Origin of the sequence: Aeromicrobium sp., from assembly GCF_049587115.1 — a bacterium.
Classification (GTDB): domain Bacteria; phylum Actinomycetota; class Actinomycetes; order Propionibacteriales; family Nocardioidaceae; genus Aeromicrobium.
Genome location: NZ_JBAVDI010000033.1, coordinates 1 through 11,812, shown reverse-complemented (window position 1 = coordinate 11,812; position 11,812 = coordinate 1). Strand labels below are relative to the sequence as shown.

The window sequence follows — 11,812 nt, the reverse complement described above, 5'->3', positions numbered from 1 at the left end:
TCGGTGTAGTCGGCGACGTGCCGGTAGGGACACACCAGGAGGTGCCCGGCGTTGTAGGGATACAGGTTGAGCACGGCGTAGGCGGTCTCACCACGATGCACGACCAGGCCCTCGGCGTCGTCCATGCCGGGGATCCGGCAGAACGGGCAGTCCGCCTCGTCAGAGCTCTGCGGCTTGCCCTCACCCTTGATGTAGACGATCCGGTGCGGGGTCCACAGGCGTTCGAACGCGTCGGACTCCCCCACCCCGTCCTGGTGGCCGCTCATCGGAGCACTCCGCGGCTCACACCTGGACCCGCGACTCGACGGCCTCGACGATGCGAGCGATGGCATCGTCGATCGCGATGCCGTTCTCCTGCTCGCCGCTGCGGTAGCGGAACGAGACCGCGCCGGCCTCGATGTCGCTGTCGCCCGCGATGACCATGAAGGGCACCTTCTGGGTCTGGGCGTTGCGAATCTTCTTCTGCATCCGCTCGTCGGAGTCATCCACCTCGACCCGGATGCCCTTGGCCTTCAGCTGCTCCGCAACGGCGTACAAGTGGTCGGCGTGCCGCTCCGCGACGGGGATCCCGACGACCTGGACCGGAGCAAGCCACGGCGGGAAGGCGCCCGCGTAGTGCTCGACCAGAACGCCCATGAATCGTTCGATCGAGCCGAACTTGGCCGAATGGATCATGACCGGCTGCTGCCGCGTGCCGTCGGCGGCGACGTACTCGAGGTTGAACCGCTCCGGCGACGGCTGATTGAAGTCGTACTGGATCGTCGACATCTGCCACGACCGACCGATCGCGTCACGGGCCTGCACCGACACCTTGGGCCCGTAGTACGCCGCACCGCCGGGATCGGGGACGAGCTCGAGACCGGTCTCGAGGCACACGTCCTCGAGGACCTTGGTCGCGATCGCCCAGTCCTCGTCCGATCCGATGAACTTGTCCTTGGACGAGTCGCGGGTGGACAGCTCGAGATAGAAGTCGTCCAGGCCGAAGTCGCGCAGCAGGCTCAGGACGAAGTTGAGCAGGTGCCTGATCTCATCCGGCGCCTGCTCGGGCGTGACGTACGAGTGGGAGTCGTCCTGCGCGAAGCCGCGGACCCGAGTCAGGCCGTGGATCACGCCGGACTTCTCGTGCCGGTAGACGTGCCCGAACTCGAACAGGCGCAACGGCAGCTCGCGGTAGGAGCGCCCACGCGAGCGGAAGATCAGGTTGTGCATGGGGCAGTTCATGGCCTTGAGGCGGTAGTCGTTGCCGTCGACATCGAGCGCTGGGAACATCCCCTCGCCGTAGTAGGGCAGGTGTCCCGAGGTGTGGAACAGCTCCTCCTTGGCGATGTGCGGCGTGCCGACGTAGTCGAATCCCTCCTCGATGTGCCTGCGGCGGACGTAGTCCTCCATCTCGCGCTTGATCACGCCACCCTTGGGGTGGAAGACCGGCAGCCCCGATCCGATCTCGTCGGGGAAGCTGTACAGGTCGAGCTCGGTGCCGAGGCGCCGATGATCCCGGCGCTGCGCCTCCTCGATGCGGTGCAGATGCGCGTCCAAAGCCTCCTTGTTCTCCCACGCGGTGCCGTAGATGCGCTGCAGCTGCTTGTTCTTCTCATTGCCACGCCAGTACGCGGCCGCGCTTCGCATCAGCGTGAACGCCGGGATGCGCTTGGTCGTTGGCAGGTGCGGTCCGCGGCACAGGTCCTTCCACGCCAGGGAGCCGTCACGCTTGAGGTTGTCGTAGATCGTGAGGCCGCCCTCTCCGACCTCGACGCTGGCCCCCTCCGCGGCGTCGCCGGCGGCGCTCTTGAGACCGATCAGCTCGAGCTTGTACGGCTCGTCGGCAAGCTCGGCGCGGGCATCGTCGTCGCTGATCTCTCGCCGGTCGAACTTCTGCCCCTCCTTGATGATCTTGCGCATCCGCGACTCGATCTTGTCGAGATCCTCGGGCACGAAGGGCTCGGCGACGTCGAAGTCGTAATAGAAGCCGTCAGTGATCGGCGGTCCGATCCCCAGCTTGGCATCGGGGAACAAGTCCTGCACGGCCTGAGCCATGACGTGCGCGGCGGAGTGGCGCAGGATGTCCCGGCCGTCCTTGGACTCCATCGCAACACCCTCGACGTGGTCGCCGTCGACCAGCTCGTATGCGAGGTCCTTGAGCTCGCCACCGACCCGCGCCGCGATGATGTCCGGGGACTCGGCGAACAGCTGCCACGCCTTGGTGCCCTGCTCGACAGCTCGTTCCTCAGCACCCGCATCCGACGGGGAGGGTAGGACGATCTGGATTTCGGACATGGAGCACCTCGGTTCGGTTCGACGCGCCCTACGAATGGCGCGTGCTGCTTGCCACCACCCTAGGGCAGCACCGCGATGCCTCCCACGCTGCCCGCAGCGCTCGCACATCCGCCCCGGTCGCGACAGGATGGAAGGCATGGGGACTTCTGAGCCGACCGTCGTCGTCATCGACGACTCGGCCGAGGTGCGCTCGCTGATCAAGACGCACATCAGGTTGTCCGGACTGCTCACGGTCGTCGACGATGGTGCAGACGGGACCGAGGCGATCGGTCTTGCGCACCGCCACCAGCCGGAGATCGTGCTCCTGGACATGTCGATGCCGACGCTGGACGCACTCGACGCGCTGCCCGGAATCCTTGCTGTCTCGCCGCGAACGCGGGTGGTGATCTATTCAGGCTTCGAGCGAGACGGCTTGGAAGAACGGGCCCGCCAGCTCGGGGCGACGGCCTTCTTCGAGAAGTCCATGCCCGTCTCGCGACTGCCCGCCGAGCTGCGTGCGCTGCTCGATGCCGAGCCCCACGACCCCGCTCCGGTTCTGGCCTCGGTGTCCCCCCTGGCCCCACCGGCAGAAGGCCGAAATGTGCTGGACGAGCACCTCGAGCGATTCCTCGAGGTCTTCGACGAGGCTGCCATCGGCATGGCGACCATGACGTTGACCGGCGGGATCGTGCGCGCGAACCGGGCCCTCGCCCGCCTGCTGGCGCACCCGCTGGACGATCTCGTGGGGGTCGACTACGCAACCCTGACTGCAGGTGGGGCCGACGCGCTGGAAGCCGCGCTCGAGCAGATCAACACCGACTCTGTCGACCTGATCCACATCGAGCACGAGGTTGTCGGTGCCGCGGGCTCGCGCTCCGTCCTCGTGGCGCTCGCCCCCGTGCGTGACTCCCAGGGGCAGGCGCTCTACATCTTCCTCCAGGTCCAGGACATCTCCGCCCAACGAGCAGCGGAGGACGAGCTGCGCCGCAGCGAGGACCGATTCCGGCTCCTGGTCGAGGCCGTCGACGACTACGCGATCTTCATGCTGTCGCCCGAGGGCATCGTCGTCAGCTGGAATCCGGGAGCGCAGCGCAGCAAGGGGTACACCCGCGAGGAGATCATCGGTCAGCACTTCCGGATCTTCTATCCCGCAGACCGACAGCTGGCGCAGCATCCAGAGCACGAGCTCACCATTGCGCTGTCGGAAGGTCGCTATCAGGAGGAGGGCTGGCGCGTACGGCGCGACGGCACCCAGTTCTGGGCCCACGTCCTGATCTCGGCAGTGTTCGACGACCGCGGAGTGCACATCGGATTTGCCAAGGTCACGCGCGACATCACCGAACGGCGGCTCGCAGAGCAGGAACGCGAGCGGACCGCGACGGCCCTCGCTGAGGCGAACACCCAGCTGGAGTCGCTGAACGACCGGCTGCGCCAGGCACTGGCCGACCAGACACAGTTCCTCGCGGTCACGTCACACGAGCTGCGCACGCCAGCCGCCGTCCTGGGCGGCTCGGCCGAGACACTCTCCCGACACTGGACCGAGCTGACCGAAGACGAGCGAGCCGGGCTGCTGGACGGCATGAGCACCAGCGCAACACGGCTGCGGCGGCTCCTCTCGGACCTGCTGACCGCCTCCCGGCTGGATGCCAACTCGCTGACCTTGGACAGCGCGCCCACGCCGATGAGTCGGCTGCTCGAGACCGCGGTCCGCGATGCGCAGGCCTCGCGACCAGACGTGGACATCAGCATCGCTCCGGGCCCCGAGATCGAGGTGTTGGCTGACCCGGACCGAATCGGTCAGGCGATCGACAACCTCATCGACAACGCGCTGTCGCACGGCGAGCAGCCTGTGACACTCGCCGCCGGGCTGGCCGGAGAGGTGGCTGAGATCCGGGTCAGCGATTCGGGTTCAGGCGTCGACCCGGACATCCTGCCCCGGTTGTTCGAACGGTTCGCGACCGGCGATCACATCGGCGGGACCGGGCTCGGCCTGTTCATCGTCCGCGAGCTCGTCCGAGCCAACGGTGGTGACGCCCGGTACGAGCCGGGGAGCCCAATCGACCCGGCCGGCACGTTCGTGCTGACCCTCCCGTTGGCCTGATCGGCCTCAGGCGGGCGGCACCTGCGGCACCGGCAGCAGGAGCGCCGCGGGCGCGTGGGCCGGCACCGCCGGCGACCGTGGGGCGACCTCCGGTACCCGGACGTACGGCTCTCCGAGCTCCGGCCGCGCGTCGGCCTCGCCATGGTTGGGCCACAAGGCCATCGCTCGCTCCGCCTGGGCCGTGATCGTCAGCGAAGGGTTCACGCCCAGATTCGCGGTGATCGCCGAGCCGTCGACCACGTGCAGCCCGGCATAGCCGAATACTCGCTGATAGGGGTCGATGACCCCGGTCTCGGCAGACTCGCCGATCACGCAACCGCCAATGAAGTGCGCGGTCATGGGAATGCCGGCCAGAGCTGCGGTCGAGCTGCCGGGGTTGCCGCCGTTATTGGCGGCCAGGTCGCGGGTCACGCGATTGGCCATCGGGATCCAGCTGGGGTTCGGGTCGCCGACACCCTGCTTGCTGGTCATGCGGCGGCCGAACAGCCCGCGCTTGAGGTACGTCGTGATGGAGTTGTCGAGCGCCTGCATCACCAGCACGACGATCGACTGCTCGGCCCACCGCCGCGGATTGTGAATCGCGATGGCCCGACGCAGCCCGATCGCGCGATACGCCCGCCACACCGCCGCGAGCTGCGAGCCGCCGTGACCGCCATCGACGAGCGGGGCGTTAATCAGACTGAGGGCGCTGGAACCGTGTCCGTACCGGCAGACCTCGACGTGGGTGTGCTCGTCGGGGTGGAACGACGACGTGATCGCGACGCCAGGGGTGAAGTCCGCGTCCTTGCGCATCGACCGGGCGGTGAGCACCGCTTCCGAGTTGGTGCGACTCAGCTCGCCGATCCGCGGCGAGAGCTCCGGCAGTGCACCGGCTCTCAGGGTGTGCAGAAGGCGCTGGGTGTTGAGCGCGTTGCCGGCGAAGATCACGTGCTGGGCGCTGAAGGCACGGCGCCGCAGCGGATTTCCGGTGCGGCGAGTCAGCACCGCGTAGCCGCCGGCGCCGGTCCCGTCAGCCAGCGGCCGCACATCGGTGACCGTGGTCATCGGGTGCACCGTGGCCCCGGCGCCCTCCGCGAGGTGCAGGTAGTTCTTGACCAAGGTGTTCTTGGCGTTGTGACGGCAGCCGGTCATGCAAGCTCCGCAGTCGATGCAGCTGCGCCGGTCGGGCCCCGCTCCACCGAAGAATGGATCCGATATCCCGGCGCCCGGTCCCACACCGTGTCCCGCGCCGAACAGCACGCCGACCTCCGTGGGATGGAACGTGTCCTCGACGCCGTAGTCCCTGGCGATTGCCCGCAGGCGCTCGTCGGCCGGGCTCGTGCCCGGATAGGTCGTGACGCCGAGCATCTTCTTGGCCTGCGCGTAGTGCGGCGCGAGCTCGTCCTTCCAATCCGTGACGTGAGCCCACTGCCGATCCCGATAGAACGCGTCGAGCGGTTCGTACAGCGTGTTGGCGTAGACCAGCGAACCGCCGCCTACTCCGGCCCCGCTCGCGATGAGGACGTCCCGCAGCAGCGTGATGCGCATGATCCCGAAGCACCGGGCCCACGGTGCCCAGAGATAGCGCGTGGCCCGCCAGCTGTTCTTTGGCAGCTGCTCGTCGGTGAACCGGCGGCCGGCTTCCATGACGCCGACCCGGTAGCCCTTCTCGGTCAGACGAAGTGCTGCGACGCTGCCACCGAACCCGGAACCGACCACCAGGACGTCATAGTCATGCTTGCTCATGAGCAGCACCCTACGTCCCTTGTTGACACTCTGCCAATAGGGCGTGAAACTTGGCACGTGACCGCCACCCGCCAACGTCTGGCACCGGCCGAGCGCCGGCAGCAGATCATCGAGGCGGCGCGCGTGCTCTACTCCGAACGCCCCTTCGACGCGGTCTCCACCGGTGAGCTCGCCGAAGCCGCCGGTGTTGCCCGCGGACTCATCAACCACTACTTCGGCGACAAGCGCGAGCTGTTCCTGGAGGTCATGCGCGAGTCGATTCTGATGCCGGAGCGGCCGCTCGACGGGCTCGATGGCAAGCCGTTGCAGGAGCGAGCCCGGCTGACGATGGACTGGATCCTTGACGCCGCCACGACGTACGGCCAGGCCTGGGTCGCCGCCAGTGGCGCCGCCAACCTGCACGGCAGCTCCGACCTCCAGGTCATCGTCGACGAGGCCGACGACCGGGCCGCTCGACTGGTCCTCGATGCCCTGGGACTGCCGGACGACCCGCATCTACGCGCCCGCCTGCGGCCGACCGCTGCCCTGACCAAGTCAGTCTGCCGCGAGTGGCTCCAGCACGGAACGTTCACCCGCCACGAGGCGCTCGACCTGCTCACCACGACTGTCCTACTCTTCGTCCAGAACGACCACCCCACGAAGGAAACCCGCGCATGACATCCATCGGCATCATCGGATCGGGGTTCGGAGCGCTCGCCGTCGCCGTCGAGCTCAAACGGTCGGGGCACACCGACATCCGCATCTGGGAGCGGTCCGACGACGTCGGCGGAGTGTGGCGGGACAACACCTATCCGGGCGCGGGCTGTGACGTCCCCTCCCCGCTCTACTCGTTCTCCTACGAGCCCAACCCGCGGTGGACGCGCCGGTACGCGTTGCAGGACGAGATCCACGCCTACATCCGGTCCGTGGCGGACAAGCACGGCATCACTCCCCTCGTGCGATTCGGAGCCGAGGTGATTGGCGCGACGTGGGACGAGGAGAGCTCGACCTGGGCGGTCCGATTCGACGACGAGACCGTCGAGACCGTCGACGTCCTGGTGAGCGCGGTCGGGCAGCTGTCGCGTCCCGCCCTGCCGGGCATCGAGGGAGTCGACTCGTTCACCGGCACGTCCTTCCACTCCGCCGAGTGGGACCACTCGTTCGACCCCTCCGGCAAGAGCATCGCCGTCGTCGGCGCGGGCGCCAGCGCCGTCCAGTTCATCCCACACCTGGCCCGCGACGCGAGCCGGCTCGTGGTCTTCCAGCGCTCCCCCAACTACCTGATGCCGAAGCCCGACAAGCCCTACACGCGCGTCCACAAGGCGCTGTTCAAGTTCTTGCCGATTAGTCAGCGGCTCGAGCGTGGTGGGGTCTGGGCGATCATGGAGCAGTTCGCGCGGGGCCTCGACGCCCAGTCGCACGTCGGCCGGATCAACCACGCCATCGCGCAGCACCACCTCCGCAAGCAGGTCAAGGACCCGTCGCTGCAGGCCATGCTCACGCCGGACTATCCGATCGGCTGCAAGCGCATCCTGTTCTCCAACGAGTTCTACCCCGCGCTCGCCCAGGACAACGTGCAGGTCGTGCCACACCGAGTCACCCGGGTGACACCGACCGGAGTCATCGACACCGATGGCGTGGAGCACGAGGTCGACGCGATCGTCTACGCCACCGGATTCGACAGTCAGGACTTCCTGGAGTCGATCGACATCACCGGCGTCGGCGGGCAGAAGCTCTCGACCCAATGGGCCGACGGCGCGCACGCCTACCTCGGGATGTACGTCCCGAACTTCCCCAATCTGTTCATCACCTACGGGCCCAACACCAACCTCGGCGGCGGCTCGATAATCTACATGCTCGAGGCGCAGGCCAAGCACATGCGGCAGGCCATCGACCGACTCGAGGCGGGGAGCTACACCTCGATTGAGGTCACCGAGCAAGCCGAGCAGTCATACGACCGCGAGCTCTCGCACAAGCTGGATCACTCGGTCTGGGGCAGCTGCGACAACTGGTATCGCCACCGGTCGGGCCGCATCACGTCGAACTGGCCCGGCGCCACCCTGCCGTTCGCGAAGGCAACCAAGGTGCTGGAGCCGAGCGCGTTCCACTGGGCATGACGAGCTATCCGGCAGAACCGTGGGACCTGCACGGCCACGCCTACGTCGGGGTGTGGCTGGTGCCGCGGGACCGCGCTCCGGCACCGCACTCCCCCGCGACCCGGACCGTCACGATCTTCGGGCGCGCTCTCGTCAGCGCGGCCTTCCTCGTCTACGACGACCCTAGCCCGCTGACCTATGACGAGATCCTGTCGAGCGTGCTGGTCCGCGAGGGCTGGCGACCTCGAGTGTCGATCACGCACATCTGGGTCAACAGCCCGGCATCGCGCGACGGTGGTCGTGATTTGTGGGCCATTCCCAAGGATCTCGCTGATTTCGATATCAGCCCGCACGCCTCGTACGCTGCGAACGGCATCGGCTCGCTTGCGATCGGTCGGGTGCGCCGGTTGCCGTGGCCGGTACCGGCTCGGTTCCGGATCGCCCAGGACCGGAATGGCTCATTGCTGCTCTCTCCCGTCATCGGACGGGTCCGGCTCGGCGTCGGCAGCGGCCGATGGTCCTTCGCGCCGGACGGGCCACTGGGGTTCCTGAGTGGACGCAAGCCGCTGCTGACGCTGGCTGCCAAGCCGTTCCGTCTGATCTTCGGCCGTCGTTGACGCGATCAGACGGGTTCACTGCCGCCTGCCGTGCGAGCCAACAGCGCCTAGGATCGGGGCCATGACCCGACTCGCCCTGCTGGTCGCCGCGGCAACCCTCATCCTGACTGGTTGCACCTCGTCCGACCGCGTGTCCGACAAGCCCGAGTCCCCCGACGCACCCTCGTCGTCGACGACTTCGGCCAAGCCACCTGGCGCCACTGGGCCCGACTGTGCGGACGTCTGGAAGGTCGGCGCCACACTGTCGCCGACCTACACGTCATGTCTCAGCGACGGAGCACCCGGCGTCCAGGAGGTGACACGTTGTGACGATGGAAGCCGGCTCGTTGCCTACGACGACCAGTACTTCGCCGTGACGGGTCGCAAGATCAGCCGTCCCGATGTCGCGCCGATGCAGGACACCGAGGAGTTCGCCCAGGCCTACTCGGACTGCACCGGCGAGTAGCCGCACCCAGCCCCACCGTGGTGCTCAGTCGACGAAGGGCTGCTGGTGGTCGCGGGCGAAGGCTGCGAGCGTGTGGTGCTGGTCGCCCACGTCACCGAGGAAGTCCCGGCGGAGCAGCGCCAGCAGCTCGTCCAGGCCAGAGTTGAGCATCCGCGCCGCGTTGCGGACCTCGGCGGAGCTCGAGCGCAGCCCCGCCTCCACCAGCTCCGGCACGTGCGCCAGGGATGCCGCCAAGGAGACTGCGGACACGACCTCGCGGAAGTAGTAGGACTCGCCGTACTGCATCAAGTCGATCTCGGCGCTGGCGAGATCGCCACGCACACCTTCCAGGTACTGGACGGCGACACTGGCCTCGGCGCCCTCGATGATCGCAGCAGTCCTGTGCTCAGCCATCGTCGTGAGCCGGCGAGCCAGGGCGCGACGACGGATGAGGGCCGGATACAGCTGCAGGATCCATGAGATCCCCGCGGTGAGCAGGAGGAAGCCGAACAGTGCCTCCATCGGCACGAGGAGCCGCAACAGAGCCGTGTCGGGTTGGATGTCGCCCAGACCGAGCGTGGTCAGGGCCACCACCGACAGGTACAGCGATGCCCACAGATCTGACGACGTCAGCGGCGTCAGCGAGCTGCCGAAGTTGAACCCTGACGGCATGTGAGGCCAGTACAGCAGGCCGAAGCCGCACACCAGCAATGTCGTCCAGACACCGAGCGTGGCGAGCAGGCCGAGCGGCCCGGCGATGGTGGTGGTGCTGTCCTTTCGACCGATCAGCTTCGTGGCCCGCCAGACGCCAGTGAAGATCAAGCGCGTGAGAGACCCGAACCCGCCGGGATGCCACAGTGTGTGGAAGACGTCCCGCAGAGCCGTGCCGATCATCAGCGCACCGATGATCGACGCGATCCACATCATGGGTCAGTCCCGGTAACGCCGGGCATAGACGACCCGGACCCGTTCACGATCGGCATCGGGCACGTCAGCTTCCTCGTTCATCTCCCGGATCAGTCGGGCCTGACGCCGCAGGGCACCGACCGCGCTGGCGCGATGGAGTCCGTGGAGCGCCTGCTCGAGGTCGTACAGCACATCGATCAGATAGATCAGTACCGTCGACTGCTCCGGGGACACCATTCGGACCTCGTCGAAGGCGAGCCCGACGAGCTGCTCGTGGGTGGTGGCATGAGGCATCCAGAGCACCTGGCCGTCCTCACCCGCCAGCTGCCGAGCTGGTGGCTGGCGCCTGAGCAGATCGGACAGCACCGCGCCGAGGTGGGAGATCGCATCGTGAGCCGTCGTCGGGTCGTTGATGCCGGGCGACATGGCCTTCAACGCCACATCCGACAGCTGACGGACGCCGTAGGCCACGTCCTGCTGCAAGGTTCGGGTTTCCCCCACCATCACGGTCCCGCGGACCGCATCGCTCAGATCCTCCGGATCCTCGGGCGGCGGGAAGATGTGACAGATGGGTGTGCTCTGGATGGCGAACTGCCCGGCGAAGGTGTCCAACCGCACCCGGGACCCCGGCGGCAGCACTTCCAAGAGCTGCTCGTAGTCCACGTTCTGCACCCAGCCGTACTCGGAGAAGCGCACCGCGAAGGCACCGTCCGGCAGACTCGGTGTCCCGTCTCGTCCGGTGTCGGGGGGGTCGTCCGACTCGGGCTCCGGCCAAGCCGTGCTGGCCTGGCTCAACACCTCGTCGGTGACGCGGCGCAAGATCTTCGAGACGTCCATGGAGTGGGCTCCATGGTTGATGAACGCCACGATCGACAGGATCGACACGATCCCGAGGAGCACTGCGAGCAGGATCGAGACGCTCGGGACGACTGCGTCGCCACTGTCCTCCAGCGAGCCTCGCACCGCTCGCAGCACGATCAGGCAGTACGTGAAGGTGCCGATGACCAGACCCATCACCCGCTTGTTGAAGGGGTCGCGGAACATGCCATGCACCACGCGGGGCGAGTACTGGCTCGACGCCAGCGAGATGAGCAGGAGACTCACCGAGAACGCGATGCCCGCGAAGGTCAGCGTCGCGCTGGCCACCGTGGTGAGGACCGTCCGGGCGCTGTCCACCGTCGCGGTCAGGCGGGTGTCGATGCCGGTGACCAGGGAGTCGACCACCAGCATCGCCTCACCCAAAAGGATGCCGACGATCACGCAGAGCATCGGGACGAAGAACAGGCTGCTCCGCAGTCGGTCACCAAACGCTGTGATGCGAGACAGCATTCCCGCACTCCCTTCTCGTTGCTGAATGTGGTCGCCAGCCAGCTCACGAGGTCGCGCTCTCGCTGATCTCCAAACCTAGCGGCTGACGGGCCTCGAGGCGCGTCAGCCACAGGTGTGCGCGATTGACCTCCTCTCCGGCGGCGTGCCTTACTGGTCGGATGAGCGCGGGCATCGTCCATGAACGCAGATCCAGCGAGCCAGCGACCTATCTCCAGGAACTGGGCGAGCTGCTGCGGATAGTCATTCTCGCCGGCGTGCCGGTCGGCATCATCGTGATCGGCGGCGGGAGCCGTCTCGCCATGTTCTTGCTGCGGCTGACGTCGGACGACTCGGTCATCGGGCTCACGTCGGACGACGGCTTCACGATCGGCCAGTTCAGCAT

General features: G+C 67.3%; 10 protein-coding genes and 1 pseudogene. 6 read left to right on the top strand and 5 right to left on the bottom strand.

Annotation, left to right across the window (positions count from 1 at the left end):
• Both WB461_RS03535 and thrS read right to left on the bottom strand, forming a co-directional pair.
• Nucleotides 1–266 (bottom strand): annotated as a pseudogene (locus WB461_RS03535) (HIT family hydrolase); the annotation flags it as partial.
• A 16-nt stretch (nt 267–282) separates the two neighbouring features.
• Nucleotides 283–2,274 (bottom strand): threonine--tRNA ligase, encoded by a 1,992-nt coding sequence (gene thrS, locus WB461_RS03530; protein WP_423851340.1) that lies wholly within the window; start codon nt 2,272–2,274, stop codon nt 283–285.
• 136 nt (nt 2,275–2,410) lie between these two features.
• On the opposite strand from thrS, the gene WB461_RS03525 reads away from it, so the two are divergent.
• On the top strand, nt 2,411–4,354 hold the full coding sequence (locus WB461_RS03525; RefSeq protein ID WP_423851339.1) for a PAS domain S-box protein: 1,944 nt from the start codon (nt 2,411–2,413) through the stop codon (nt 4,352–4,354).
• A gap of 6 nt (nt 4,355–4,360) precedes the next feature.
• Here the strand turns inward: WB461_RS03525 and WB461_RS03520 are convergent, their stop codons facing one another.
• The gene (locus WB461_RS03520; RefSeq protein WP_423851338.1) at nt 4,361–6,079 is read right to left on the bottom strand and encodes an FAD-dependent oxidoreductase; all 1,719 of its coding nucleotides are present in this window, start codon (nt 6,077–6,079) and stop codon (nt 4,361–4,363) included.
• Between the two features lie 57 nt (nt 6,080–6,136).
• On the opposite strand from WB461_RS03520, the gene WB461_RS03515 reads away from it, so the two are divergent.
• The 4 genes from WB461_RS03515 to WB461_RS03500 all read left to right on the top strand — a co-directional run bounded on the left by WB461_RS03515 (nt 6,137) and on the right by WB461_RS03500 (nt 9,216).
• A complete protein-coding gene (locus WB461_RS03515; protein WP_423851337.1) occupies nt 6,137–6,736 on the top strand; it encodes a helix-turn-helix domain-containing protein in 600 nt (199 codons plus the stop codon).
• Nucleotides 6,733–8,175, top strand: a complete 1,443-nt coding sequence (locus WB461_RS03510) for a flavin-containing monooxygenase (protein WP_423851336.1) — start codon at nt 6,733–6,735, stop codon at nt 8,173–8,175. The genes WB461_RS03515 and WB461_RS03510 overlap by 4 nt, the downstream gene beginning before the upstream one ends.
• Complete coding sequence (locus tag WB461_RS03505) at nt 8,172–8,771, top strand: acetoacetate decarboxylase family protein (RefSeq protein ID WP_423851335.1); 600 nt, start codon at nt 8,172–8,174, stop codon at nt 8,769–8,771. Before WB461_RS03510 ends, WB461_RS03505 begins: the two co-directional genes overlap by 4 nt.
• A gap of 61 nt (nt 8,772–8,832) precedes the next feature.
• Nucleotides 8,833–9,216, top strand: a complete 384-nt coding sequence (locus tag WB461_RS03500; RefSeq protein ID WP_423851334.1) for a hypothetical protein — start codon at nt 8,833–8,835, stop codon at nt 9,214–9,216.
• 24 nt (nt 9,217–9,240) lie between these two features.
• Here WB461_RS03500 and WB461_RS03495 read toward each other — a convergent pair whose 3' ends face one another.
• Nucleotides 9,241–10,122 (bottom strand): potassium channel family protein, encoded by an 882-nt coding sequence (locus tag WB461_RS03495; RefSeq protein ID WP_423851333.1) that lies wholly within the window; start codon nt 10,120–10,122, stop codon nt 9,241–9,243.
• 3 nt (nt 10,123–10,125) lie between these two features.
• The gene (locus WB461_RS03490; RefSeq protein WP_423851332.1) at nt 10,126–11,430 is read right to left on the bottom strand and encodes a DUF2254 domain-containing protein; all 1,305 of its coding nucleotides are present in this window, start codon (nt 11,428–11,430) and stop codon (nt 10,126–10,128) included.
• A 158-nt stretch (nt 11,431–11,588) separates the two neighbouring features.
• Between WB461_RS03490 and WB461_RS03485 the strand changes: the two genes are divergently transcribed.
• On the top strand, nt 11,589–11,812 hold a 224-nt coding region (locus WB461_RS03485), incomplete at its 3' end, for a hypothetical protein (protein ID WP_423851331.1).

Excerpts from the sequence above, each read along its gene's own strand:
- thrS (WP_423851340.1), bottom strand. The coding sequence starts at position 2,274 with ATGTCCGAAATCCAGATCGTCCTACCCTCCCCGTCGGATGCGGGTGCT.
- WB461_RS03525 (WP_423851339.1), top strand. The coding sequence starts at position 2,411 with ATGGGGACTTCTGAGCCGACCGTCGTCGTCATCGACGACTCGGCCGAG.
- WB461_RS03520 (WP_423851338.1), bottom strand. The coding sequence starts at position 6,079 with ATGAGCAAGCATGACTATGACGTCCTGGTGGTCGGTTCCGGGTTCGGT.
- WB461_RS03510 (WP_423851336.1), top strand. The coding sequence starts at position 6,733 with ATGACATCCATCGGCATCATCGGATCGGGGTTCGGAGCGCTCGCCGTC.
- WB461_RS03505 (WP_423851335.1), top strand. The coding sequence starts at position 8,172 with ATGACGAGCTATCCGGCAGAACCGTGGGACCTGCACGGCCACGCCTAC.
- WB461_RS03500 (WP_423851334.1), top strand. The coding sequence starts at position 8,833 with ATGACCCGACTCGCCCTGCTGGTCGCCGCGGCAACCCTCATCCTGACT.
- WB461_RS03495 (WP_423851333.1), bottom strand. The coding sequence starts at position 10,122 with ATGATGTGGATCGCGTCGATCATCGGTGCGCTGATGATCGGCACGGCT.
- WB461_RS03490 (WP_423851332.1), bottom strand. The coding sequence starts at position 11,430 with ATGCTGTCTCGCATCACAGCGTTTGGTGACCGACTGCGGAGCAGCCTG.